At 58.0% G+C, this 25856-nt stretch carries 19 protein-coding genes; all 19 read left to right on the top strand.

Annotated features, from left to right (window positions below; genetic code table 11):
* Positions 1–21: 21 nt before the first annotated feature.
* Positions 22–1809 (top strand): type VI secretion system baseplate subunit TssF, encoded by a 1788-nt coding sequence (gene tssF, locus AB4O01_RS19735; protein WP_093429639.1) that lies wholly within the window; start codon positions 22–24, stop codon positions 1807–1809.
* Positions 1773–2780, top strand: coding sequence for a type VI secretion system baseplate subunit TssG (gene tssG, locus AB4O01_RS19730; RefSeq protein WP_016985779.1), 1008 nt, complete (start codon positions 1773–1775; stop codon positions 2778–2780). The genes tssF and tssG overlap by 37 nt, the downstream gene beginning before the upstream one ends.
* Before the next feature lie 11 nt (positions 2781–2791).
* A complete protein-coding gene (gene tssH / locus AB4O01_RS19725) occupies positions 2792–5449 on the top strand; it encodes a type VI secretion system ATPase TssH (protein ID WP_460089298.1) in 2658 nt (885 codons plus the stop codon).
* 10 nt (positions 5450–5459) lie between these two features.
* The gene (locus AB4O01_RS19720; RefSeq protein ID WP_460089296.1) at positions 5460–6980 is read left to right on the top strand and encodes a sigma-54 interaction domain-containing protein; all 1521 of its coding nucleotides are present in this window, start codon (positions 5460–5462) and stop codon (positions 6978–6980) included.
* Positions 6981–7073: 93 nt separating this feature from the next.
* Positions 7074–7214: a hypothetical protein gene (locus tag AB4O01_RS19715; RefSeq protein WP_003229566.1), complete on the top strand. Its 141-nt coding sequence runs from the start codon at positions 7074–7076 to the stop codon at positions 7212–7214.
* An 18-nt stretch (positions 7215–7232) separates the two neighbouring features.
* Positions 7233–8429, top strand: a complete 1197-nt coding sequence (gene tagH, locus AB4O01_RS19710) for a type VI secretion system-associated FHA domain protein TagH (protein ID WP_034152083.1) — start codon at positions 7233–7235, stop codon at positions 8427–8429.
* A gap of 5 nt (positions 8430–8434) precedes the next feature.
* Positions 8435–8935: a type VI secretion system lipoprotein TssJ gene (gene tssJ / locus AB4O01_RS19705; RefSeq protein ID WP_007920299.1), complete on the top strand. Its 501-nt coding sequence runs from the start codon at positions 8435–8437 to the stop codon at positions 8933–8935.
* Positions 8936–8937: 2 nt separating this feature from the next.
* Positions 8938–10269 (top strand): type VI secretion system baseplate subunit TssK, encoded by a 1332-nt coding sequence (gene tssK / locus AB4O01_RS19700; RefSeq protein ID WP_007920300.1) that lies wholly within the window; start codon positions 8938–8940, stop codon positions 10267–10269.
* A 5-nt stretch (positions 10270–10274) separates the two neighbouring features.
* Positions 10275–11150 carry a type IVB secretion system protein IcmH/DotU gene (icmH, locus tag AB4O01_RS19695; RefSeq protein WP_007920301.1) on the top strand — a complete coding sequence of 292 codons (876 nt, stop codon included), beginning with the start codon at positions 10275–10277 and terminating at the stop codon, positions 11148–11150.
* Positions 11151–11163: 13 nt separating this feature from the next.
* Entirely contained in the window at positions 11164–14703 is a 3540-nt protein-coding gene (tssM, locus tag AB4O01_RS19690; protein WP_460089294.1) for a type VI secretion system membrane subunit TssM, read from the top strand.
* Positions 14703–15431, top strand: coding sequence for a PP2C family protein-serine/threonine phosphatase (locus AB4O01_RS19685; RefSeq protein WP_038359322.1), 729 nt, complete (start codon positions 14703–14705; stop codon positions 15429–15431). The genes tssM and AB4O01_RS19685 overlap by 1 nt, the downstream gene beginning before the upstream one ends.
* Positions 15428–16429: a serine/threonine-protein kinase gene (locus AB4O01_RS19680; protein WP_460089293.1), complete on the top strand. Its 1002-nt coding sequence runs from the start codon at positions 15428–15430 to the stop codon at positions 16427–16429. The genes AB4O01_RS19685 and AB4O01_RS19680 overlap by 4 nt, the downstream gene beginning before the upstream one ends.
* 28 nt (positions 16430–16457) lie before the next feature.
* Positions 16458–18500 (top strand): type VI secretion system Vgr family protein, encoded by a 2043-nt coding sequence (locus AB4O01_RS19675; RefSeq protein WP_460089292.1) that lies wholly within the window; start codon positions 16458–16460, stop codon positions 18498–18500.
* A 51-nt stretch (positions 18501–18551) separates the two neighbouring features.
* Positions 18552–21257 carry a hypothetical protein gene (locus AB4O01_RS19670; RefSeq protein ID WP_460089291.1) on the top strand — a complete coding sequence of 902 codons (2706 nt, stop codon included), beginning with the start codon at positions 18552–18554 and terminating at the stop codon, positions 21255–21257.
* A gap of 13 nt (positions 21258–21270) precedes the next feature.
* Positions 21271–21807 (top strand): hypothetical protein, encoded by a 537-nt coding sequence (locus AB4O01_RS19665; protein WP_460089290.1) that lies wholly within the window; start codon positions 21271–21273, stop codon positions 21805–21807.
* 105 nt (positions 21808–21912) lie between these two features.
* Positions 21913–22176 carry a lysozyme inhibitor LprI family protein gene (locus AB4O01_RS19660; RefSeq protein ID WP_460089288.1) on the top strand — a complete coding sequence of 88 codons (264 nt, stop codon included), beginning with the start codon at positions 21913–21915 and terminating at the stop codon, positions 22174–22176.
* A gap of 172 nt (positions 22177–22348) precedes the next feature.
* Positions 22349–23098: a lysozyme inhibitor LprI family protein gene (locus tag AB4O01_RS19655; RefSeq protein WP_460089287.1), complete on the top strand. Its 750-nt coding sequence runs from the start codon at positions 22349–22351 to the stop codon at positions 23096–23098.
* Positions 23055–24419, top strand: a complete 1365-nt coding sequence (locus AB4O01_RS19650; RefSeq protein WP_460089286.1) for a lysozyme inhibitor LprI family protein — start codon at positions 23055–23057, stop codon at positions 24417–24419. Before AB4O01_RS19655 ends, AB4O01_RS19650 begins: the two co-directional genes overlap by 44 nt.
* Positions 24420–24465: 46 nt before the next feature.
* A complete protein-coding gene (locus AB4O01_RS19645; protein ID WP_460092290.1) occupies positions 24466–25833 on the top strand; it encodes a lysozyme inhibitor LprI family protein in 1368 nt (455 codons plus the stop codon).
* The last annotated feature ends 23 nt before the right edge of the window (positions 25834–25856 follow it).

The following is a 25856-nucleotide window of genomic DNA, read 5'->3' as shown; positions in this document are numbered from 1 at the left end:
TAAATACCCAGGCAGCCATACATGTCCTTTAACCACTACTACCAAAGCGAACTCACCGCACTGCGCCAACTCGGTCGCCGTTTCGCCGAGCGTAGTCCGGCGTTGGCGCCGTATCTGGGCCAGGCCGGGCGGGATCCGGACGTGGAGCGGTTGCTCGAAGGCTTTGCGTTTCTGACTGGGCGTCTGCGCCAGAAGCTCGATGACGAGCTGCCGGAACTCAGCCATTCGCTGATGCAATTGCTCTGGCCGAACTACATGCGCCCGCTGCCGGCGTTCAGCATTTTGCAGTTCGATCCGCTCAAGCGTTCCGGGCCGGCGTTGCGCGTCGAGCGCGATACGCCGATTGAAAGCAAGCCGATCGAAGACGTGCGTTGCCGCTTCCGTACTTGTTACCCGACTGACGTGCTGCCGCTGGATCTGGCCGCGCTGAATTACTCGGTGAAGGGTGACGGCTCGCTGCTCAGCCTGCGTCTGGAAATGAGTGCCGACGGTCACCTCGGTGAGCTGGAACTGAGCAAACTGCGTCTGCACTTTGCCGGCGAGCGCTACATCAGCCAGATGCTCTACCTGAGCCTGTTGCGCAACCTCGAAGGCATCGAACTGATCCCGCTCGACGGTGCCGGCAAACCGATTGATGGCGTCAGCGGCAAGCCAATGGCGTTCAAGATTCCCGGTGATCGGGTCAAACCGGTGGGCTTTGCCGAAGAAGAGGCGTTGATCCCGTATCCGCTGAACACCTTCCGCGGCTATCGCTACCTGCAGGAATACTTCGCCTTCCAGGACAAGTTCCTGTTCGTCGATGTGAATGGTCTGGACATCATCAACGCGCTGCCGGAGGACACCCTCAAGCAGATGCGCGGCCTCGAATTGCGCTTCGATATTCGCAAGAGCGGCATCATGCGCATGCGGCCGACCCTGGATAACGTCAAGCTGTTCTGCACGCCGATTGCCAACCTGTTCGCCCACGACGCGCTGCCGATTCGCCTCGACGGCAAACAGGATGAATACCTATTGCTGCCGGCGGAATACGATCTGGAAAACTGCGGTGTGTTCTCGGTGGAAACCGTGACCGGCTGGAAGCCCGGCGGCCTCGGTTATCAGGAGTACGTGCCGTTCGAATCCTTCGAGCACGACCCGAGTTTCGACGTGCCCAACAGCCGTCCGCATTACAGCATCCGCCAGCGTTCGTCCTTGCTGCACGACGGCCTCGACACCTACCTGAGCTTCGGTATTCGCCATACCGAAGCCCACGAAACCCTGTCGATCGAGCTGATGTGCACCAACCAGAACCTGCCGCGCAAGCTCAAGCTCGGCGACATCTGCATGGCCAGTGAAGAGACGCCGGAGTTCTTGAGCTTCCGCAACATTACCCCGGCCACTTCCAGCTTCGCGCCACCGCTGAACCGTGACTTCCTGTGGAAGCTGATCAGCAACATGTCGCTTAACTATCTGTCGCTGGCCGACGTCAATGCGTTGAAGGTGATTCTCGAAACCTACGACTTGCCGCGCTACTACGACCAGCACGCGGAGAAGGTCAGCAAACGCCTGCTCGGCGGCCTCAAGCACATCAAGCATCACCACGTCGACCGCTTGCACCGTGGGTTGCCGGTGCGCGGTTTGCGCACCGAACTGACCATCGACCCGGAAGGGTACATCGGCGAAGGCGACCTGTTCGTCTTCGCTTCGGTTCTTAACGAGTTTTTCGCGCTTTACGCCAGTCTCAATTCATTCCATGAACTGCGCGTAAAAAGCACACAGGGAGAGGTGTACCAATGGACACCACGTATGGGCCTGCAGCCCCTGCTTTAAGCGGGCTGACCAAGGTAATACGCGAGTACTCGCTGTTTCAGGCCGTGCTGCTGGTGATCGACCGGCTGCGCGAGGCACACCCGCACCTGAGCGAAGACGATCTGTACGACCACGTGGAGTTTCAGGCCAACCCGAGCCTGGGCTTTCCGCGCAGCGACGTCGATCGCGTCGAGTTCTTCGAAGAGCACGGGCAGATGCGCGCGCGCATGCGTTTCAACCTGATCGGCCTGGTCGGTTCTGGCTCGCCGCTGCCGGCGTTCTACGGTGAACAAGCCCTGGGCGACAGCGAGGACGGTAACCCGACACGCAACTTCCTCGACCTCTTTCACCATCGCCTGCAACGGCTGATGCTGCCGATCTGGCGCAAGTATCGCTATCGCGCGAGCTTCCAGAGCGGCGCGATCGACCCGTTCTCTTCGCAGCTGTTTGCCCTGATCGGCCTCGGTGGCGAAGAGATCCGCAAGGCCAAGGAACTCAACTGGAAACGCCTGCTGCCGTACCTCGGCCTGCTCAGCTTGCGGGCGCACTCGGCGGCGTTGATCGAAGCCGTACTGCGTTACTACTTCAAGCACGAAGACCTGGTCATCGAGCAGTGCATCGAGCGTCGCGTGGAGATCCTCGAAGAGCAGCGCAATCGTTTGGGCCGCGCCAACAGCCTGCTCGGTGAAGACCTCGTGCTCGGCGAACACGTGCGCGACCGCAGCGGCAAATTCCGCATTCACATCACCGAACTCGACTGGCAGCGATTCCATGAATTCCTGCCGATCGGTTTCGGTTACCAGCCGCTCTGCGCGCTGGTGCGGTTCACCTTGCGTGACCCGCTCGATTACGACATCCGCCTGGTGTTGCGCCAGGAAGAAATCCGCGAACTGCGCATCGGTGAGCAGAACGCCTGTCGCCTCGGTTGGACCAGTTGGCTGGGCCGCGAAAAAGCGGACGGCGTGGTAACCCTGGGCAGCAAAATTCATTAAGGACGTGAGCCATGATCAACGTAGACCTGCAACAACTCATCCAGGCGCTGGACGCCGAAACCCGTCGTGATCTGGAACGTTCCGCCGAGCGTTGCGTGGCCCGTGGCGGCAGCAAGATCCTCGTCGAAGATTTGATGCTTGGCCTGCTCGAGCGCCCGAACGGCTTGCTCGCACGCGCGTTGCAAGATGCCGATGTCGACGCCGGTGAACTGAGCGCTGCGCTGCAATCGCGCGTCGAGCACAGTGCATCGCGCAATCCGGTGTTCGCCCCGGAACTGGTGCAGTGGCTGCAAGACGCGCTGCTGGTGGCCAACCTCGAACTGGGCCAGACCCAAGTCGAAGACGCGGCGCTGATCCTCGCGCTGCTGCGCAATCCGATGCGCTACGCCGGCAGCCGTTATCAGCCGCTGCTCGCCAAGCTGAACATTGATCGCTTGAAGGAATTTGCCCTGTCGCAACAGGAGCAACCAGCGGCCAATGGCAAACCAGCGGCGCAGGGCGAATCGCTGTTGCAGCGCTTCACCCACAACCTGACCCAACAGGCCCGCGACGGCAAACTCGACCCGGTGCTGTGCCGTGACGGCGCGATCCGGCAGATGGTCGACATCCTCGCCCGTCGCCGCAAGAACAACCCGATCGTCGTCGGTGAGGCCGGTGTCGGCAAGACCGCCATCGTCGAAGGATTGGCTTCGCGCATCGCCGCCGGTGAAGTGCCGCAAGTGCTCAAAGGCGTTGAACTGCTGTCGCTGGACATGGGCCTGCTGCAGGCTGGCGCCAGCGTCAAAGGTGAGTTCGAGCGTCGTCTTAAAGGCGTGATCGACGAAGTCAAAGCTTCGCCGAAACCGATCATTCTGTTCATCGACGAAGCCCACACCCTCATCGGCGCGGGCGGCAACGCTGGCGGTTCCGATGCGGCCAACCTGCTGAAACCGGCACTCGCCCGTGGCGAACTGCGTACCATCGCCGCGACCACCTGGGCCGAGTACAAGAAATACTTCGAGAAAGACCCGGCGCTGGCCCGTCGTTTCCAACCGGTGCAACTGCACGAACCGACTGTCAGCGAAGCGGTGACCATCCTCCGTGGTCTGGCCCAGGTTTACGAGAAGAGCCACGGCATCTATCTGCGTGATGACGCGGTGGTCTCGGCGGCTGAACTGTCCGCACGTTATCTGGCCGGTCGGCAGCTGCCGGACAAAGCGGTCGACGTTCTCGACACCGCTTGCGCCCGCGTGCGCATCAGCCTCGCCGCTGCCCCGGAAAGCCTTGAGCGCCTGCGTGGCGAACTGGCTGAAGGTGGCCGTCAGCGTCAGGCCCTGCGCCGCGATGCCGAGGCCGGTCTGCTGATCGACTACGAAGCGCTGGATGCACTGGAAGCTCGTCTCGACGAAGCCGAAGACGAAATGGTCGCGCTGGAAACCCTGTGGACTGAACAGAAACAACTGGCCGAGCGCCTGCTGGAACTGCGTCAGCAACTGGCCAAGGCCCGCGAAGCCGCCGCCGTCGAGCCGACCGTCAACGTTGAAGAAGACGCTGAAGGCACGGTGATCGAAACCATCGCCGCTGAAGTTGAAGAAGGCCAAAGCGTCGAAGCGCTGGAAGCCCAGCTCAACGAAACCCACAGCGCCTTGACCGCCGCACAGGTCAAGGAGCGTCTGGTCAGCTTCGAAGTGTGCCCCCGCCTGGTCGCCGAAGTGATCAGCGCCTGGACCGGCGTGCCATTGGCGCAACTGGCTCGCGAACACAACGCCAAAGTCGCCAGTTTCGCCACCGACCTGCGCACGCGCATCCGTGGTCAGGAACAAGCCGTGCACGCCCTGGATCGCTCGATGCGCGCCACCGCTGCCGGTCTGAACAAACCTGACGCACCAGTGGGCGTGTTCCTGCTGGTCGGCCCAAGCGGCGTCGGTAAAACCGAAACCGCACTGGCCCTCGCTGACTTGCTGTACGGCGGTGATCGTTTCATCACCACCATCAACATGTCCGAATTCCAGGAGAAGCACACCGTTTCCCGCCTGATCGGCGCGCCACCAGGCTACGTCGGTTATGGCGAGGGCGGCATGCTCACCGAAGCCGTGCGCCAAAAGCCGTACTCGGTAGTGCTGCTCGATGAAGTCGAGAAGGCTGATCCGGACGTGCTCAACCTGTTCTACCAAATCTTCGACAAAGGCGTGGCCAACGACGGCGAAGGTCGCGAGATCGACTTCCGCAACACGTTGATCCTGATGACCTCGAACCTCGGCAGCGACCGCATCAGCGACCTCTGTGAAAACGGCGCGCGGCCAACCGCCGAAGTGCTCGAAGAAACCATTCGCCCGGTACTCAGCAAGCACTTCAAACCGGCGCTGCTGGCGCGTATGAAAGTGGTGCCGTACTACCCGGTCGGCGGCCCGGTGCTGCGCGAGCTGATCGAGATCAAACTCGGTCGTCTCGGCGAGCGCCTGAATCGCCGTCAGCTGGATTTCAGCTGGTGCCAGAACCTTGTCGATCACCTGTCCGAGCGTTGCACGCAAAGCGACAGCGGTGCGCGCCTGATCGACCATCTGCTCGATCAGCACGTGCTGCCGCTGGTGGCTGACCGCTTGCTCGATGCCATGGCTACCGGTGAAAGCCTCAAGCGTGTGCATGCCACGCTCGACGGCGAGTCCAGCGTGACGTGCGAGTTCGCCTGAGGTGGGTGTGATGTTCACTCAGGTGCCGCAGCCACTGGTCTATGCCGAAGCGTTGCTGGCGCAGTTCGCCAGTCTGTCGCGCGCGGCGGACGGTGCTGCGTTGCTGGGTGACTTCGTGCGCGGTCTGGCCGAGCTGAGCGGCTGCGAATTGACGCAGCTGTATCTGCTCGACGCCACCCACACGTGCCTGGGAATGAACGCTGAATGCCTCGATGGCGCCCTGCAACCGCGTGAAGCCGCGAGCCTGCCGGCGGATTACAACGGTGAACAACTGCTGCAATTCGCCCTGTGCCAGAACCGCGTGGTGTGCCTCGACGACTTGAGCGGCAGCCTGCACGAAACCAGTTTTCTGCCGGCGGCGAACTCGCCGTGGCAGTCGCTGCTGTGCGTGCCGCTGGTCAATCAGCACAAAGCGGTCGAAGGCTTGCTGCTGTGCGCCAGCCGTCGTCGTACCCACCTGCAAGGCTTCGCTGATTCTCTCGGCCAGCTCGGCTCGTTCGTGCTGGGCCAGTTGCATTTGCTGCAACGCCTGCGCCAGCCACTGGCGGAATCGGCCACGGTGGCGCGCAGCGTGCCGAGCATCAGTGGTTATGGCCTGATCGGTAAAAGCGCGGCGATGCGCCAGACCCATTCGCTGATCAGCAAAGTCCTGCACAGTCCGTACACCGTGTTGTTGCGCGGCGAAACCGGCACCGGCAAGGAAGTCGTGGCGCGGGCGATTCACGATTGCGGCCCGCGCCGTTCTCAGGCGTTCATCGTGCAGAACTGCGCGGCGGTTCCGGAAAATCTGCTGGAAAGCGAACTGTTCGGCTATCGCAAAGGCGCGTTCACCGGCGCCGATCGCGACCGCGCCGGGCTGTTCGATGCGGCCAATGGCGGCACGTTGTTGCTCGACGAGATCGGCGACATGCCGTTGTCGTTGCAGGCGAAGATCTTGCGCGTGTTGCAGGAAGGCGAGATCCGTCCGCTGGGCTCCAACGACACGCACAAAATCGATGTACGCATCATCGCCGCAACGCACCGCGATCTGTCGACGCTGGTCAGCGAGGGCAAATTCCGCGAGGACTTGTACTACCGCCTCGCGCAATTCCCGATCGAGCTGCCGGCGCTGCGTCAGCGCGAAGGCGACATCCTCGAACTGGCCCAGCACTTTGCCGAGAAGACCTGCACTTATTTGCAACGCGATCCGGTGCGTTGGTCGAGTGCGGCGCTGGAACACCTGTCCGGCTACAACTTCCCCGGCAACGTGCGTGAACTCAAGGCCTTGGTCGAGCGTGCGGTGCTGTTGTGCGAGGGCGGCGAGTTGCTCGCCGAGCATTTCTCCCTGCGCATGGAGGCAATGCCGGAAGACAACAGCCACCTGAATTTGCGCGAACGTCTGGAGCAGGTCGAACGCACGTTATTGCTCGACTGCCTGCGCAAAAACGACGGCAACCAGACCCTCGCCGCCCGCGAACTGGGCTTGCCGCGACGCACGCTGCTGTATCGGCTCGGCCGTCTGAACATCAATCTGGGAGATTTCGATGGGTAGGCAAAACGTCATCGAAATCCCCACAAAAACCAATTTCAGCGCCGCCCGCAAGGGTCGGCGCTTTGTGCTTTGTCTACACCTGGAGACCCTCTGATGTCTGTTCGTCACTGGCACGCTGTCCTGCTGACCCTCGTCGTTCTATGCGGCCTTGGCGGCTGTAGCGGCAACTACAAATTCAACGACAACGACTATCGCCCGTTGGGTGATCCGCAAGCGGTCAATCGCGGCAAGTGACCGCAAGGAGCATCAAACATGGAATTGGTTTTCGAAATGCTGAACACCAAGCAGTTCGTGCCCACCGAGTTGTGCCAGAAGACCTTTAAACAGGCCGGCGGCGTGATCGGGCGGGGCGAGGACTGCGACTGGATCATCCCTGACCGCAAGCGTCACCTGTCCAATCACCACGCGATTGTCAGCTATCGCGAGGGCACGTTCTTCCTCACCGACACCAGCAGCAACGGTGTCCAGGACGGCGAGAGCGGCGCGCGTCTGCACAAAGGCGAACCAGTGCGCATCGAGCACGGCAGCACCTACGTGCTGGGTGACTTCGAGATTCGCGCGCGCCTGGTCCGTGACCCGGCGACCTTCGATGGCGAAGTCGGCCGCCCACGCGCCGCTGGCAGCATCATTCCCGATGATGCCTTCCTCGATCTCGACCCGCTCAATGCTCTCGAGCAGCAAGAGCGTGTGTACTCGGAAATCGACGAACTGCTGGCGCCGAACACCAAGCCTGAGGATTCCCGTCAGCGTGCCGACTACGCACGTATCGACATGGAAAGCCTGATGGTGCCGGAGCTGATTGCCGCTCCGGTCGAACCTGAGCCCGCTCCAGCACCGAAAGCCGTCGAGCGCCAGAGCGAAGGTTTCTGGGATCATTTCGGTGCGGCGCTGGGTGTCGACGTCAAAGGTCTCAGCCACGACGAACGCGAAGCCCTGGCGTTGAACGCGGCGCGCTTGCTGCGCCAAAGCATCGGCGGATTGCAGCAGAGCCTGCGCACCCGCTCGGAGCTGAAAAACGAATTGCGTCTGGCCCAGACCACCGTGCAAGGCACCAACAAGAATCCGCTGAAATTCGCCGTCGATCCGAGCGAAGCCCTGCAGATTCTGTTGCAGCCAAGCAAGCCCGGCCATCTGCCGGCCGAGCAAGCGATCTCCCGTGCGTTCCGCGATCTGCAGGCGCATCAAGTTGCACTGCTGACCGCCAGCCGCGCCGCCGTACGCGGCACGCTGGAGCACTTCTCGCCGGAGCAACTGACCCTGCGTTTCGAGCGCGACAACAAGCCGTTGATCGCGACATCGGGCGGGCGCTGGAGAGCGTTCGGCCGCTATCACCAGGCGCTGCGTCAGGACGATGACTGGAGCGAGCGCCTGCTGGCCCGCGACTTTGCCCAGGCTTACGAAGAACAGATCCGCCTGATCTCCACCCTCCACACCGACCACCAAGGATGATGCGCATGTCTCGCCGCTCTACCGCTTTTTTCAAGACGCTGACTGCGCTCACCGTGCTGGTGCTGCTCGCCGGTTGCTCGTCGCTGTCGCCGTACTCGAAAGTGACCAAGATCAACCTGAAGCTGACCGGCAGCGATCAGCTCAACCCGGACCTCAACGGTCGGCCGTCGCCGATCGTCGTGCGCCTGTTCGAACTCAAGCACCCGGTGACCTTCGAGAACGCTGACTTCTTCAGCCTGTACGAACGCGCCAAGGAATCCCTCAACCCGGATCTGGTGGCCAGCGAAGAACTCGAATTGCGCCCGGGTGAAACTGTGGAGATGAAGCTCAAGGTGGAAGAGGGCAGCCTTTATGTGGGCGTTCTCGCCGCTTACCGCGACTTGCCGGACACCCAATGGCGCCACACCGTTCAGATCACTCCGCTGGAAGTCACCGAAGTCGATCTGACTCTGGACCAGACCGGCATCCGTAACACCAATCAAGTGCTCGCCAAGGCGGATGACTGATCATGAATACCCATAAAGTCATTTGGCAGGAAGGCATGCTGCTGCGGCCGCAGCACTTCCAGCACAACGATCGTTATTACGATCACCAGATGAAAACCCGCACCCAATTGCTGGGTGGCTACACCTGGGGTTTCCTCAATCTGGAGATCGACCTGCAGTTCCTCAACATGGGCAAACTGGTGATCAGTGAAGCCTCGGGGATTCTGCCGGACGGCAGCCTGTTCGAACTCGGTGGCAACACCGAGCCGCTGGCGCTTGACGTACCGCCGAACACCGGCAACACGCCGATCTACCTGGCGCTGCCGCTGGTCACCGGTAACCACATCGAGTCGCGCCGTCCGGAGCAATCCGACGTGCTTGCGCGTTACACCGCGTACGACGCCGAAGTGGCCGACTCCAACGCCGGCGACGATTCCGCCAGCCAGGTCAGCTGCGGTCGCCCGGACTTCAAACTGTTGCTCGGCGAGCAGCAGAGCGATCAGGCCTACGTCAAGCTGAAGATCTGCGACGTGCTCGACACCACGCCGGACGGCGTGATCAGCCTCGACCCGGATTTCGTGCCGACCTACATTCAGGCCCACGCCTCCAGCTACCTGCTGTCGTGCCTGAAAGAAGTCATCAGCATGCTGAACCACCGTGGCGACACGATTGCCGAGCGGATTCGCTCCAACGGCAAGGTCGGCGGTGCTGAGGTCGGTGACTTCATGATGCTGCAACTGATCAACCGCACCGAACTGCTGCTGCGCCACTACCTCGGCCTGGAGCAAGTGCACCCGGAAGAGTTGTACCGCACGCTGCTGACCATGCTCGGCGATCTGGCGACCTTTTCCGGCGAGAGCAAACGCCCGCGCCTGGACAGCCGCTACTCCCACGCCGATCAGGGTGGGAGCTTCCGCAAACTGATGGAAGCGATTCGCCAGGTGCTGTCGATGGTGCTCGAGCAGCACGCCATCGAACTGATCCTGCAAGCACGTCAGTACGGCATCATCGTCTCGCCGTTGCACGACCACAAACTGCTCGGCTCGGCGTCGTTCGTGCTGGCAGCGAGTGCCAACTGCGACTCCGAAGAACTGCGCCACCGTTTGCCGGCGCACCTCAAGGTCGGCCCGGTGGAGCGTATCCGCCAACTGGTCAACCTGCACTTGCCGGGGATCAAGGTCAAACCGTTGCCGGTGGCCCCGCGGCAGATCGCGTTCCACTCGAACAAAACCTATTTCATCCTCGAACTCAGTTCCGAAGACCTGGCACAACTCGAGCGCTCCGGCGGTTTCGCGTTCCACGTGTCCGGCGAATTCGCCGAGCTTGAACTGAAATTCTGGGCCATCAGGAACTGACCGACATGATCAAGGAAACGGATTACAACCAGGACGACAAAACCGTCCTGCTCGATCGTCAGGGCCACGGACCGGCATCGAGTCCGCTGACCGACTTCGCCGCGCCGCCGCGTTTCGAGCAACTGGAAGAACGCATGATCTACGCCGCGCGCCTGCGCCCGGCAGAAGCGTTCAACATCAGCCTCAATTCGCTGGTCGCTGCTTCGTCCGAGCTGCTTTCGGAAGTGGTGCGCCTCAAGCACAGCGAAACCCGCGAAGACTTGTACGCACTCAACGAGCGTCTGACTGCCGGGCTGAAATTGTTTGAAGTACGCGCCCTGCACAACGGCGCCGAGAGCAGCCAGGTGATGGCCGCGCGTTACGTGCTCTGCACCGTGGTCGACGAAGCTGTCGTGACCACACCGTGGGGCAACGAAAGCGAATGGTCGCAGATGAGCCTGCTGAGCAGCTTCCACAACGAAACCTTCGGTGGCGAGAAGTTCTTCCAGTTGCTCGATCGCCTGTCGAAAAACCCGGTCAAGCACTTGCCAATGCTCGAGCTGATGTACCTGTGCCTGTCCCTCGGTTTCGAAGGCAAGTACCGCGTGCAAGCACGCGGCATGCTCGAACTTGAAGGCATCCGCGATGCTCTGTACCGGCAGATTCGTCAGTTGCGTGGCGACGTGCCGCGCGAGTTGTCGCCGCACTGGGAAGGCTTGAACGATCAGCGCCGCAACCTGGTGCGCATCGTGCCGGCGTGGATGGTGGTGTTGTTCACTTTGGTCTGCCTGGTGGTGATGTATTCGGGCTTCGCCTGGGTCTTGGGCGAGCAGCGCGACACCGTTCTGCAACCTTATCAGCCGCTTGATCCGGCCGCGGTGCAACCGCAGTCGCAGCCGTAAACAGGGACGTGTGATGAAAAAGTTTTTCAAGAAAGTCGGCGCCTTCCTGCGCCAGACCTGGGTCTGGACCTTGCTGCTGGTGCTGTTCGTGGCGCTGCTGGTGTGGTTCGTCGGCCCGTTGTTGGCGGTTGATGACTACAAGTTCTGGGAGAGCTCGACCTCTCGCTTGCTGACCATCGCTGTGCTGTTTCTGATCTGGGGCCTGACCATGGTCTTCGTCAGCTGGCGCGCGGGTATTCGCAAGAAAGCCGAGGAAGAAAGCGAGGACGGCCAGGACCGCATTCGCCGCGAGGAGCTGATCGACGAAGAACAGAAGGAGTTGAAGGCACGTTTCAAAGACGCGCTGAAAACCCTGAAGACTTCCAGCCTGTATCGCGGCCGCAGCGAGCGCTGGCGCAGTGACTTGCCGTGGTACCTGCTGATCGGTCCGCAGGCTTCCGGCAAGACCAGCCTGCTGGACTTTTCCGGTCTGGAGTTCCCGATCAACAAGATCGACCGCAAGCTGACCCGCGACACCCTCGGCACCCGTCATTGCGACTGGTACTTCGCCGACCACGGTGTGCTGATCGACACCGCCGGGCGCTACATGACCCAGCCTGACGCGGAAGTCGACGGCAGCGCCTGGACCACCTTGCTGGAACTGCTGCGCAAGCGCCGTCGCGGGCGTCCGTTGAACGGCGTGCTGGTGACCATTCCGGTGGAAACCCTGCTTGGCGGCAGTGAGCAGGACATCGATACCCTCGCACGCCAGGTTCGCGGCCGTCTGCAAGACGTGCATCAGAAACTGCACGTCGACGTGCCGGTGTACCTGGTCCTGAGCAAGGCTGACAAGCTGCTCGGCTTCGACGAGTTCTTCGATCAACTGACTCGCGAAGAAAGCGATCAAGTGCTCGGCACCAGTTTCCGCAAGGATCAGGTCGGCACCGACGTCGCTGTGCTGCGCAACGAGTTCGAAGAACTGCTGCGTCGCCTCAACAGCCAAGTGATCATGCGCATGCACTCCGAGCGCGACACTCAGCGCCGTGGTCGCATCCTCGACTTCCCGCATCAACTGGGGCAGATCGGCGAGCGCCTGTGCCTGTTCGTCGACATGGCGTTCACCGGCAACCGTTATCAGCGTGCCACGCAACTGCGCGGTTTCTACCTGACCAGCGCGCCGCACCTGACCCAAGAGATGGATGCCACCACCGCCGGCATCGGCGCCAGTCTCGGCATGAGCGCCGGCGTGCTGCCGACCCTGCGCAGCGGCCGTTCGCGGTTTATCCATCACCTGTTCAGCCAAGTGATTTTCCCCGAAGCCGATCTGGCCGGTCTGGACAAGCGCGAACGCAGCCGCATCCATTGGGGCCAGCGTGCGTTGTACGTCGGCGCACTCGCTTCGCTGGCGCTGTTCGGCATGCTCTGGGCCGGTGGTTTCTCGGCCAACTACGAGCGCCTGGAAAACCTGCGCAATCTGGCGCAGAACTGGACGCAGCAGCGCACGGCTTTGTCGCCGCGTGATGACGCCATGGGCGTGCTGAAAACCCTCGACACCAGCTACGCCGCAACCCAGGTCTTTCCGAAAAAGGGCGACGTTTCGTATCACGAACGTGGCGGGCTGTATCAAGGTGAAGACGTCAATCCAGTGGTCAAAGAGGCTTACGAGCGCGAGCTTGAAAAGCAACTGCTGCCACGGGTGGCGACCATGCTCGAAGGGCAGATCCGCGCCAACATGAAGGACCGCGACCGCCTGCTCAACAGCCTGCGCGCGTACCTGATGTTGAACATGAAGGATCGTCGCGATGCCGCGTGGCTCAAGGACTGGGTCGCTACTGACTGGTCGACGCGCTATACCGGCAACACCGCCGTACAGAACGGTTTGAGTGCGCACCTCGATCGCCTGCTGAAACAGCCGTTTATCTACCCGCTGAACGACCAATTGGTCACTCAGGCGCGTCAGGTATTGCGCAGCGAATCGCTGGCCACCGTGGTTTACCGCATGCTCCGCGAGCAGGCGCGCAACCTGCCGGACTATCGTTTCAGCCAACACCTCGGCCCACAAGGCTCGCTGTTTATCGGCACCGAATACGTGATCCCGGGTTTCTACACGCAAACCGGTTATCAGCAGTACTTCTCGGTACAGGGTTCGGCGCTGGTCACCGACATCCTGCGTGACAACTGGGTGCTGGGTGAAGGCGCCGGCATCAGCGACATGGACTTGCGTCGTCTGATGGTCGAGCTGGAGCAGTTGTATTTCCGCGACTACGCCAATTACTGGAGCGAAGCCGTTGGCCAGGTTGCCCTGCCGCCAATCAGCGACGCCGGTGAAGGCGCCGAACAACTGGCGGGCCTGACTTCGGCCAACTCGCCGGTGCTGGCATTGCTCACTGAAGTGCGTGAGAACACGCGCTTCCAGGCCGCTGCAGATCCTGTCGAAGAAGCTGGCGACGCTGCTGATGCACTGGCCGGGCAGAAAGGCAAACTGGGTAAAGTCGGTAAACTGGCCTCGGCTGTCGCGGACAAGGCTTCGGCCCTGAACGTGGCGAAGACCCTGCCGGACACCGCGAAGAAGTCGCTGCAACGCCGCTTCGAACCGCTGCATCGTTTGCTCGATGACAACAACGGCCCGGCGGCGGACCTGACGCCTGCGCTGAGCGCGCTCAACGACCTGCAACTGCAACTGGCCGGTCTGGCCCGTTCCAGCACACCGGAACAAGCCGCGTTCGAAATGGCGAAAACCCGCATGAGCGGCCAGCGTGATGCGCTGACCAACCTGCGCAATGCTTCCAGCCGTCTGCCGCGTCCGCTCAGCGTGTGGTTCAACGTGCTGGCCGAAGACTCGTGGCGTCTGGTGCTCAACGATGCTTACCAATACCTGAACGGCCGTTATCAGAACGAGCTGTACAGCGTGTATGGCAAAACCATCAGCAAGCGTTATCCGTTCAGCGCCAGCAGCACCAGCGACGTGGCGATCAGCGATTTCCGCGAGTTCTTCCGCGCTCAAGGCACCGTCGACCGTTTCTTCGACAGCTACCTGCGTCCGTTCGTCAGCGGCGATCCGGGCAACTACCGCATGCGCAGTGTCGATGGTCACAGCCTGCCGGTATCGAAGATGTATCTCGACCAGATGGCGGCGGCACTGACGATTCGTCAGAGCTTCTTCTCGATCAACCCGGCCGAGCCGACCGTGCAGTTCAAACTGGAGCCGTACACCCTCGACCCGGCGGTCAGCCGTTCCGAGTTCAAGTTCGGCGACAAAACCATGGAATACCGCCACGGTCCGATCCTGCCAATGTCGTTCAAATGGCCGACCGATGCTGAAGACGGTCGCACCAGTCTGGTCATGGACAAAATGGCCGGTCGCCCGATCGGCATCGAGAAGAACTCCGGCCCATGGTCGCTGTTCCGTCTGTTCGACCTGATGCAGACCGAGTACCTGACCGGTCGCGATGTGCTGGTGCTGAAAGCCGATGTAGGTGGCCTGCGCGCCAACTACCTGCTGACCAGCCAGCGCACGCCGAACCCGTTCGACATGGGCGTACTGCGCACCTTCCGTATGCCGGTGCAGCTCTGATGCTGGTGGCCAGTGCCTGGCGCAGCGCGGCGCGTACCGACCCGGGCAAGGTGCGGGCGCGCAACGAAGATGCCTTCCTCGACTCGCCACAGCAGGGGCTGTGGGTGGTCGCGGACGGCATGGGCGGTCATCAGGGTGGCGACATCGCCAGCCAGTTGATCGTCGCCAGCCTGGCTGAACTGCCGCAACACGAGGACTTCGACGAACGCCTCAAAGCCATTCGCCAGTGCCTGCACTGGCTGAACCGGCGCTTGGGGCAGGAGTTGACGGTCACTGCCGGACGCCACGACAGCATCATGGGCAGCACCGTCGTGGCGCTGTTGGTGGAAGGCAATCGCGCAGCCTGCATTTGGGCCGGCGACAGCCGTTGCTACATGTGGCGCGGGCAGCGGTTGTATCAGCTGTCCAAGGATCATTCGCTGCAACAACAATTGATCGACGAGCAACAGATGAGCGTCGAACAAGCGGCAGCGCACCCAGCGGCTCAGGCCTTGACCCGAGCCGTCGGCGCCGCCGAACAACTGACCCTGGATGTCCTCGAACTCGAGGTCTATCCGGGTGATGCGTTTTTGCTCTGCAGCGATGGTTTGTATCAGGGCCTGAGCAGCGATGCCCTTGGCAACGCCCTCAGCCTCAGCGCGCCGCACGTGGCGCTGGAACGTTTGTTCGACGGCGCCCTGCGTGGCGCCGCGCGCGACAACCTGACAGCCGTGGTGATCCGCCAATGACTGAAATCGAATCCTCAGTCGACGACTTGCTGATGAGCGAAGAACAGGCCAACAACCTGACCTACTTCGCCTTCGCCAAGGAAAACAAGGCAGAGCCTTTGCTGGCGCCGACCAAGGCCAGCATCGGTGCACTGCCGGACATACTCGCCGGTCGCTACCACCTCGAGCGTCTGCTCGGGGCCGGTGGCATGGGCGCCGTTTACCGGGCGCGGGATCTGCTGCACGAACAGTTCGGTGATCCCGATCCTTACATTGCGCTGAAAATCCTCAGCGAAGAATTTGCCGAATCGCCGGACGCCAGTGCCTTGCTCTACAGCGAGTTCGCCCTGACCCGACGCCTGCGCCACGACAACGTCGTGCGTGCACATACCTTTGAAGTCGACACCGACTGCCAGCGGGCCTTCATCACCATGGAATACATGCGTGGCCTGACCCTGGACAAATTGCTCTGCGAGCGGCCCCTCGGCCTGCCGTGGCAAGAGCTGCGCGACATCATCCTGCCGCTGCTCGACACGCTGGCCTACGCCCACGGTCGCGGCGTGCTGCACGGTGACCTGAAACCGAGCAACGTCATGCTCAGCGAAGACGGCCTGCGCCTGTTCGACTTCGGCCTCGGTCAGGCAGAGGAGGGCATCTTGCCCGGCCTGCCACACCTGAGCCGCGAACGCTTCAACGCCTGGACCCCAGGCTACGCCGCCCCCGAACTGCTTGAGGGCCAACCGTTGTCGGCCAGCGCGGACGTGTACGGCGTAGCCTGCGTGATCTATGAACTGGCGGGCGGCAAACACCCGTTCCGCCGCTTGCCCTCGACCCAGGCCCGCGACGAGCATCTGGAGCGCGAACTGCACGCCCCGGCGAACTTACCGAAACATGGCTGGCCAGCGCTGCGAACAGCGCTGAGCTTCAACCCGGCAGAACGCACCATCACTGCCCAACAATTGCGTGACGCCTTGGGCGCCACTTCGTCCTGGCTGCAACGTCTGCGACTTCGGGCGTAACGGATGACATTCGAACAGGGAGCACTTTATGTTCAACCCAGCTAACGAAACCCACTTCAGCCTCAAGGTCGAAGACTACGTCGGCGACCTGCAAGTGCTGTCGTTCACCGGCACCGAAGGCATCAGCCAGCCGTTTCGTTTCGACCTCGAACTGGTCAGCGAAAACCCGGATCTGGACCTCGAACAACTGCTGCACAAGCAAGCGTTTCTGGCATTCGATCCACAAGGCTCGGGCATCCACGGGCAGATCTACCGCGTCGCCCAAGGCGATGCCGGCAAGCGCCTGACCCGCTATAAAGTGTCGATGGTGCCGCAACTGCAATACCTGCATCACCGCACCAACCAGCGCATCTACCAGCAGATGTCGGCGCCGAAAATCATCGCGCTGATCCTCGAAGAACACGGCATCAAGGGCAACGCCTACAGCTTCCAGCTCAGCCAGCCGTGCCCGGATCGCGACTACTGCGTGCAATACGACGAAACCGACCTGCACTTCGTCCAGCGCCTGTGCGAAGAGGAAGGCATTCACTACCACTTCCAGCACAGCGACAAGGGTCACCTGCTGGTGTTCGGCGACGACCAGACCGTGTTCCAGAAACTCGGCCAGCCCACCGCCTACGTGCAAGGCAGCGGCATGGTCGCCGAAGAACCGGTGATCAAAGGCTTCAAGCTGCGCCTGGAAACCCGCACCAGCCGCACCACGCGCCGCGACTACGACTTCGAAAAACCGCGCCTGCAAATGGAAGCCGCGTACAAACCCGAAGGCGAGAGCACTGAGCCGGATCTGGAAGACTACGATTACCCCGGCCGCTTCATCGACCGCGCCCGTGGCAAGTTCCTCAGCCAGCGCGCCCTCGAACGCCACCGCGCCGACTACCGTCAGGCCGAAGGTCGCGGCGACCAGACCAAACTGGTCAGCGGCCACTTCATGGCCATGTCCGACCACCCGCGCAGCGAGTGGAACGACCTGTGGCTGCTCACCGAAATCTTCCACGAAGGCAAACAGCCGCAAGTCCTCGAAGAAGGCGTGACCAGCGACACCACCGACAACAAAGACGACTTCCACCAAGGCTACCGCAACACCTTCCTCGCCACCCCGTGGGACGTGTTCTACCGCCCGGCCCTCGAACACCCGAAACCGCGCGTCCTCGGCAGCCAGACCGCCATGGTCACCGGCCCCAAAGGCGAAGAAATCCACTGCGACCAATACGGCCGCATCAAAGTCCAGTTCCACTGGGACCGCGAAGGCCTGGCCGACGACAAAACCAGCTGCTGGCTACGCGTCTCCAGCTCCTGGGCCGGCGACCGCTACGGCGCCATCAGCATCCCGCGCATCGGCATGGAAGTCCTCGTCACCTTCCTCGAAGGCGACCCCGACCAACCGCTCGTCACCGGCTGCCTGTACCACAAGGAAAACCCGGTGCCGTATGCACTGCCGGCGAACAAGACTCGCAGTGTGTTCAAAACCCTTAGCTCACCGGGTGGCGGTGGGTATAACGAACTGCGCATCGAAGACAAGAAAGGTGCGGAGCAGATCTACATCCATGCCCAGCGCGATTGGGATGAGAACGTCGAGCATGACCAGAAGATTCGGGTCGGGAATGAACGCCATGACACGGTGGTTAAGAACACCTACACCGAGCTGAAGGCCGAGGAGCACCGCACCACGATCTCCGACCGCAAGGTTGAAGCGAAGCTGGATGATCACCTGACAATTGGGCAGAACCAGCATGTGAAGTTGGGGACTGCGCAGCTCACCAGCGTGGGGAAAGAGATTCACCTTAAGGCTGGGGACAAGATTGTTATCGAGGCGGGGACGGAGCTGACCATTCTTGGGGGTGGGAGCTTTATCAAGCTGGATGGCGGTGGGGTTACGGTTGTTGGGCCGGTGATCAAGATCAATGCCGGTGGGTCGGCTGGTTCCGGCACGGGGATCGGGATTAAACCGCCGGTGCTACCAGGGGCGGCGGATAAGGATAAGGCGGGGAGTTTGATGGATCAGGCGTTGTTGAATGCGTCTGAGGAAAAGATCAAACGCAAACCGAAACGCATGCTCAATTTTTCCGGTTAAGACATCGACGGCAATCCAAGCCACCAGGGATCAGAATTCAGGTAATTGGTAATGACAGAGACAACCAAGAAAGTAGAAAAATGGTCGTATCCCTTAAAAGTAGGGGCGGCAGGAGCGACGGATCCGCAGCAGTTTTATAAGGCTTTAGCCAATGCCAAAGATGGGTTCTATCCATTGGGGGCCAATGGCCTTTGGCATGGTGGTGTTCATTTCGATGAAGCCTCGGGTTTGGTAACTGACTTGGCGGAAGTTAAATGCATCGCTGACGGTGAAGTAATCGCTTATCGCATTGACAGCACGTACCCGAAATCCGCTTATGGTACGGCTGAGGCTGAATTTTCGACCGGTTTTGTATTGGTTAAACACCGATTGGAAGCGCCGGTGCAACCAGCACCCCCAGCTCCTGCTGGATCGCCCGCTTCACCGCCAGCGGCTGGTCCAAGCCTGAATTTTTTCAGTCTTTACATGCATTTGTTGCAGTGGAAGAACTACGAAGAAACGCCAGCATTGTCGCGACCACCCTTTTGGGGTGGGGGTACGTTGCAAGTCAAAGCGTCGGCTGACGACGAAATCCTCGGTTTGCGTGTTCGTCAGGAACCGCGTGGCAAGTCAGGGTACGCAACCGTGTTAACGGTTTTGAGCCGCGGTACGGTCGTCGAGACGGGTGAAGAAGAAAACGGCTGGCTTAAGGTGGTCAGCGTCACGCCCGCTAATACCGACCTCCAGCCCGGAACAGGCTGGGTATTCAAGAGAGAAATGACAGCCGGCTCGACACCCAACACTTACGTCATTGGTACCGCTGCAAAAGACCCGATGAATCCACCTCAGAAAGGTCTCGTTGTTCGCGCTACTGCGAGCCAGTCAGGCGCTGCAAAAGCAGTTTTGCCCCACGGCACGCAAGTCAGGATCGGGAGTGACGGGACGCGTGGCAAATACCAGAAACTGTTGGAAATTGTCAGCGGGAATGCTGTTCCACCGTTGGCTCCTGCTGAAGTGCTCGGTTATGTCTGGGAGGGGCAACTTGAAGCCAAAAGTGAGCCTGCCGAAAAGGACGCTGTGCATATCCTGACAACTCCATTCCCGATTACGGCGGGGAGTCTGATCGGCCATGTGGGCAAATATCAAAACCATTCGGATTCGGCCCCGAAGAATTTATTGCACGTCGAGGTGTTTAGCTGCGAAGACGTAAAGGCATTTACCGAACTGAGTAAAGAAAAAGCTGCGGGGTTGCCTGCGGCTGGAAAAACGCTCGTAAAAATTCCAAAAGACAGCGTGTTGGTCACTCACACGCAAGGAATGAGCGCAACAAATCCTCCGAAGGTGACGGATCCCCACAAAAAAGTTGGATATGACTTCTTTGTCCCAGTTGGAGTGTTGGACGCGCTACCAGCGGAAAAAAAGATCAAAGTTCCTGTTGTTATGGGGGGAACCACCACCTACACGCTTTGGTGGCGTCTGGACGGATTGCTTGGTGATGCAGAGGGGAATGAAATTAGCGGGTGGTTTGCAGAGCCGGACACTGCGTTGTCACGCCATTCTCCCTTTGAGTGGGAAGGTTTCAGCTTTATAGATGAAGCTGGGAGTAACGTGGATCATTTGGCCGCATTTCTTCATGCACAGGAAGGCCTTAGTGAGGAAGAACAAGCTAACTACCAGCCTAATATCGGTAACGCCGAAGAAGGTTCTACAAAGCAAAAGCTTTACAAAATACTAGACAGAAACGGTGATAAAAAGCTCACGCCTTCAGAAGTAAAAGAGGCTTTGAGTAAACCATGGTTCGCACAGCCGATTTCTCAGATGGTTACACGCTATGAAAACGAGTGGCAATTCAAACAAGAAAAATGGGATTCTCTGGATGAATTGATGGGCCATAGTGAATCAGAGCCACATAATGAATGGATTGAAGAAAAAGCAAGAATTAAAAAGTTGAGCTGGTGGGACAAGCTTGTCGGGCAGCATGGAATTACCAGTGATACTAATGTTCGCCATATTCATCCGATTGCGCTTATCGGTAGTTTTACTGCTCCACGTGATCTTATTACCTTAGAGATGCTTCGGGCTGCCAATCCAGCAGGAGAGGAGGCGCATCACGCCAATATTTTACCCTATCTCAATAAATATGCTTTGGCGTATAAGCTTGAACAACCAAAGGCTATTGCGCATTTTCTGTCTCAAGTTGGTCATGAAAGTCAACTCAGAGTTGTCGAAGAAGGTTTGAGGTTCAGCGCGCGGCAAATGAAAAAAACTTATGGATGCAGATACCATAATAAAGTGAATGGCTATAATGAGCAGACGGATAGCTGTGATTTTGGTGTGTTGAGAAGCAAACTTTGGACAGAGACAAGTCATTACGCGCTGAATGCTGAAAATCTTGCCAGTTACGTCTACGCCGATCGAATGGGTAATGGCAATGAGGCTAGTCGAGATGGCTATCGATACCGCGGCCGCGGAATGTTGCAGGTGACGGGGAAATCGGAATATCAACGGTTTACTAACGTACATAATCAACGCAACCCGTCGGATATTCAGGATTTTGTGGCAAACCCGGATCTTCTGGTTTCGTCGACCGAATACGGTGTTGAGTCTGCGTTCGTATTCTGGTTCACGAAAACTGGTCAGGGAGGCACTAAGTTGTGCGAGGTCGCCAAGACAGGAAGTGTGGCCGACGTAACACAAATGGTGAATGGCGGCCAAAACGGATACGCGGACAGGAACACTAGATTTCAAGCACTTGCTGCACTCATGAATATTAATTAAGAGGTCATTGGCTATGCTCCGTTTTTTCATGTTTGCTTTTGTTTTTCTTCTAGCAAATTCCAGCAGTGCGCAGGATTCTGATTATTTGCAGGGGCAGGTGATTCAGGGGCCGTTTAAAACTGACGTCGTAAGCAGAGGCGAATTATCATTCCTGCAGACGACTAGCGAGGAGTTCCCTGTTTCTTTGGTTCTGGATGTTGTTGGAGTCGACAATAAAAAAAATAGAAGTCTTGTCGATAAATACGATGTGGCTGGCTCAGATCCAAAAATCGAGTCTATTTTCTTTTATCCGGTGAAGGGTAAGAAAAACGTGCTTGTTTTGGTTTCATGGGAAATCACGAGCAGGGGTATTGGGACGTACGGAACGCTTTATCAAGTTTATGCGTATGAAAAAAGCGCGGACAATAAATTGGTTGTGAATAAGCTTATCCGGTTTGATAAAAATTTGAGTGGGATAGAAGGGTATCAAGAAGGTGAGGAGCAACATTTTCCTTATGTAAATGCAGGGTTGATCAAGTCTTATATCAAGAAAATAAATGGCGCTAAATAGTGATGGCTGCCAATGTTTTGCGTTTAATAGGGTAGGCCACGCTTTATTATGCTCGAACGTGGTTTGGCCCCGGCTCGCCAAGCGCAAAGCCTGAATGACTCAAAGATGAACATCATGAACCGTTTTGTTTTAACCCTGCTGGCCGCGCTGCTGCCGGTTTCAGCGGCCTATGCGCAGGATGACTGCAGCCATGTCACCTCAAGCCTGGAAATGGTGCCCTGCTCGGAGGCGGCGAAGAAGGCTGCCAATGCGCAGTTGAATGTCAGTTACAAGCATCTGATGACGCGGCTTGAATCTGACTATCGAATAGATCCGGCGTTGAGAAAAAAGTGGTCTATCAGTGGTCTGTCCCATTTTTCTTTCCTTTAGCTAAATAACACGCCGGAATCAAAGGGGACGGATTTATTTGTTGCGCTCGACCGCTTTGAATTTGGTTGAGAACTTAAATAGATCTGGCCCGCTTGTCGGTTCTGACTCTATCTTCTGTCGCAGGCCCGTTCAGAATTGAACGGATCACTGATTTTTTTACGGACGCCAAGGAATGCAGTTTTTCAGATTCAGCCTCATTTTTTTACTTTCAATACTGTCGCCTGTGGTCATGGCTGAGGGCACGATGATTGCCACCATCCTTCAGGCCGACTTTTCCAAAGACCCGGAAGTCCGGTTGCTTGTCAGAGTCGTTGATGTGGGTGGCGGTTCGGATACCCCTTCCATGGCGGTTCGTAATCAATGCCTGGAGAGGAAGGCGTCCGCAGAACGTCCTGGGCCGGATCCGTGCTTTTCGATAGAGATCACTGAGAGCGAAAAGCAACGGGCCATTGTTCGGCAAACGCTATTGAATGATCCTCAGCGCACAACCGACCCTATCTATTTGGAAATTGTTTATCGCTCGGAGGTCAGCGAGAGCGATCCGACGAATCACCATCAGCGATCCGCCACACTGAAGATCGAAGAAAACGGCCTCTACAATTGGAACAATGAAAGCGAACAGGCATTGGCGGACGTTGAGTGGTTTCCCTCGGGAAATGGTGTTCTTGATCTGATGGTTCCTGACGCGGATGCATTGTTGAACTCTGTATATCGGGATCGAATGAGCCGGCTGGACGAAAGCGGTCAGAAAGCACTGAGGGAAACTCAAAGAGCCTGGATGAAATTTCGAGATGCGGAGTGCCAGGCCGACCCGAAATTGCATAAATCAGTTTTCGGTGAGTGGTCCGATGCCTGCCTGATTCGCGCGACGATAGAGCGTGCTCGCCAATTGGCTTTGGCACCGGACAAGAACAGACGTTGAAACGGACAAGCCAGTGCATTGGCGCGAAAGCGTCTACTTGGATGAGCATGAACAAACTTTTCTTCTCTTTTTTGCGCTATTTCCTTTACGTGTGAGAGGGGACGGATTATTTGTCGCGCAAAATTATTTGATTTTGAGGCGGAGCGTAAACGTATCCGTTTCGATGGTGGGAAAATTTTTTATGTCTGATTCAATGAAAAATTTATATTCGCTCTCCTGCTGTTTGTCGTTAACCTTTTTGCTATTCAGTTCGGTCGCACTTTCTGCGAGTTTCGACTGTGGCAAAGCTTCGACGGACGTAGAAAGGAAAATTTGTAGTTCTCCTTCTTTGTCCGCAATGGACGAAAAGCTCAGTGAGGTCTTCAAACCGATAAAAAATCGGCGAGCTTTACAAATAATCGAAAGTGATTGGCTGGAGTCAGAGCGTAATTCTTGTGAGTCAGTGGAGTGCTTAGAGGACTCTTATGTTCGGCAGATACGCTTTCTGTCGCCGGTTCCAATTGCGCCTAGGCCAACTCAGAAAGATATTAAGTTAATGTTGGGTGATAAACCCTACACACAGTTTGAACGTTCATGGAAGGTCATTGATTTAGCATGGCTTCCCAATGAAAAAGGGACTGTCGAGCGATTTTTGATCTCTGCTGAAACAATTTCAGGCATGTTGCATGTCATCGTGTTTGAAGGGCATTTTGATGCGGCGATGATTGCGTACCGGGGTAATCTATATGAGTACGTTGATCGCAACGACAGGCCGGTATTGCACACGATTGCGAAAGATATCGGTTTTGATGGTGCTTTGAGTTTGGGTTCAAACGACGAAGGGAAAAGATTCGCGGGAATCTTCGATGGGGCGTTTTTCTATCGACAGCAGCTCTCTAAGAATCAGCTGCGGGGGATGGTTTATAAGCTCGGTTCAAAATCTCCGCCATTGGAAAGCAGTTTGCTGTTCCAGCAGTGGCCAAATACTGATGAAAATGCTGTTAGTGGTTTGACATTCGGTTGGGGGGGTGATTATGGAAAATTGCAAGCGTACTACTCGCACACCTCAGGGTATGAAACGATAGCGCAGGCTGGTCGGCCCGAGGCTGGTTGGAATATATATGCTCCGATTTGGAGCAAGTCACGGCCGACGTTTTATTTCAAGAATGGTGATGAAACTATTTGGCGTGCCAATGTTGCGGATAAGACGTTAACAAAAATTGCGAAGGCTAGTGATGAAGGAATGATCCAGAATCCTACCCCTGTCGATATTAATGGGCGCGAAGCAGTCGTTTATCTGAATGGATCTACTCTGAAAATGGCTATCTCCCTTGAAGAATAAGCACGACTTGAAAATACACTTTCGCAAAATATTGTTGGAATTTGCCTTGAGTAAATATCTTATTCCGGTGCTTCCCGCCGTGCTGATTGGTGGTTTATCTCTGTTGGGGGGACATGCATTTGCTCAAGATGCATGTGTCGATATCACTACGAACTCTCAGAGGGAAAGATGTTCTGTGAGTGCCAAGGCTGCTGCAGATGCGCAGTTGAATACCAGTTATCAAGAATTGATGGTTCGGCTCGAAGGTGGATATCAGACCGATCCAATTCTTGCGGCGAGCCAAAAGGCAACGGTTCAGGAGGCTCAGCGCGCCTGGATCAAACTGCGCGATACCGATTGCCAGGTCGATGCGTTGGAGACGGAACCGGGCTCTTCGGCGCATGTGGCAGCGGTGAACAATTGCATCGCCAGTATGAGTCGTGACCGTTCAGTGTTTTTGGACAATATCGCGTCCGATACCGGGAGTGGCCCGACAATTGGACGTGGCTCGTGCCCTACGCAAGACTTTGCACAGTTTCTTCCAGCATTCTCCGCTAATGCCGAATCGCAGAAGCGACTAACTGCGCAGGCCGTGAAGCTGCTGGTATTAAAGGGGACGTCGGATATAGGGCGGATTGTGACCTACGTTACTGCGGAGGTGGGACGCGATATGGCGTTTCCCTTAATGGTGGCCGTGCCCGATGGGAAAGTGGAAGGAATAGAGATCGAGAAGGTGGATGACCGCCACGTTAACGTTGTGGATAAACGCGCTGGCAACAGCAATATCAAGATTTTCAACTTTTCGCGGAAGTCCTGCTGGACGCTTGATGGGGTTGAGGACTGGTCGATTCCTGATAAAGAGCTTTCTGTAGCCAGTACGCGGAAAATGAGTCGTGCGGAGAATTTCTGTTGGCAGCGCGGACAAGGATTTGCTGGCTTGGGCGGCCTTGAGCAATACCGACTGACAGGAGAACTTTTTGAGGCGACTTTGGAAAATTACCTGTGCGCGGCCGCTTCAGGTGATCCTATATCTAGTTCGGCTGCGGCCGGGCTGAGTCTGTCGGGTATGGCCCCGCAATTGGAATACGGCAAAGTTGAGGCTCTTTTCAAAGCAGCAGCCGTTGATTCACCGAGCGGTGCTGAGTCGTTGGCTGGCTTCTATTGTTTTGGCAATGAATTGGCCGGTTCAGGACCCTGCCAGCGCCCGCTGGACGTTGAAAAAGAGTTGATTCGTGCTACCACCATGGGATCAACGCATGCATTCGTTTCGTTAGGCGATTATTGGAAAAGCGGCGATCTAGGAAAGAAAGATACTCCTCGCGCCTTGGCCTGTTATCAGCTTGCTGCCGACAAAGGTAACGACTCGGGCATCAATGCGATTAAGCGACTTCAGTCCGAAGTGGCCGAACCGATAGTGGCCAGCAGCTGCTTTTAGTGCGGTTAAGTGAAGAAGGGCGT

Source organism: Pseudomonas sp. S2_E02 (genome assembly GCF_054668355.1).
This window is presented reverse-complemented; position numbering and strand designations above follow the sequence as displayed.

What these genes read in the sequence shown, in the direction of transcription:
- tssF (WP_093429639.1), top strand. Translation starts at nt 22, where the DNA reads ATGTCCTTTAACCACTACTACCAAAGCGAACTCACCGCACTGCGCCAA.
- tagH (WP_034152083.1), top strand. Translation starts at nt 7,233, where the DNA reads ATGGAATTGGTTTTCGAAATGCTGAACACCAAGCAGTTCGTGCCCACC.
- tssJ (WP_007920299.1), top strand. Translation starts at nt 8,435, where the DNA reads ATGTCTCGCCGCTCTACCGCTTTTTTCAAGACGCTGACTGCGCTCACC.
- AB4O01_RS19655 (WP_460089287.1), top strand. Translation starts at nt 22,349, where the DNA reads ATGCAGTTTTTCAGATTCAGCCTCATTTTTTTACTTTCAATACTGTCG.
- AB4O01_RS19720 (WP_460089296.1), top strand. Translation starts at nt 5,460, where the DNA reads ATGTTCACTCAGGTGCCGCAGCCACTGGTCTATGCCGAAGCGTTGCTG.
- icmH (WP_007920301.1), top strand. Translation starts at nt 10,275, where the DNA reads ATGATCAAGGAAACGGATTACAACCAGGACGACAAAACCGTCCTGCTC.
- tssG (WP_016985779.1), top strand. Translation starts at nt 1,773, where the DNA reads ATGGACACCACGTATGGGCCTGCAGCCCCTGCTTTAAGCGGGCTGACC.
- AB4O01_RS19660 (WP_460089288.1), top strand. Translation starts at nt 21,913, where the DNA reads ATGAACATCATGAACCGTTTTGTTTTAACCCTGCTGGCCGCGCTGCTG.
- tssM (WP_460089294.1), top strand. Translation starts at nt 11,164, where the DNA reads ATGAAAAAGTTTTTCAAGAAAGTCGGCGCCTTCCTGCGCCAGACCTGG.
- AB4O01_RS19680 (WP_460089293.1), top strand. Translation starts at nt 15,428, where the DNA reads ATGACTGAAATCGAATCCTCAGTCGACGACTTGCTGATGAGCGAAGAA.
- tssH (WP_460089298.1), top strand. Translation starts at nt 2,792, where the DNA reads ATGATCAACGTAGACCTGCAACAACTCATCCAGGCGCTGGACGCCGAA.
- AB4O01_RS19685 (WP_038359322.1), top strand. Translation starts at nt 14,703, where the DNA reads ATGCTGGTGGCCAGTGCCTGGCGCAGCGCGGCGCGTACCGACCCGGGC.
- tssK (WP_007920300.1), top strand. Translation starts at nt 8,938, where the DNA reads ATGAATACCCATAAAGTCATTTGGCAGGAAGGCATGCTGCTGCGGCCG.
- AB4O01_RS19715 (WP_003229566.1), top strand. Translation starts at nt 7,074, where the DNA reads ATGTCTGTTCGTCACTGGCACGCTGTCCTGCTGACCCTCGTCGTTCTA.
- AB4O01_RS19670 (WP_460089291.1), top strand. Translation starts at nt 18,552, where the DNA reads ATGACAGAGACAACCAAGAAAGTAGAAAAATGGTCGTATCCCTTAAAA.
- AB4O01_RS19665 (WP_460089290.1), top strand. Translation starts at nt 21,271, where the DNA reads ATGCTCCGTTTTTTCATGTTTGCTTTTGTTTTTCTTCTAGCAAATTCC.
- AB4O01_RS19675 (WP_460089292.1), top strand. Translation starts at nt 16,458, where the DNA reads ATGTTCAACCCAGCTAACGAAACCCACTTCAGCCTCAAGGTCGAAGAC.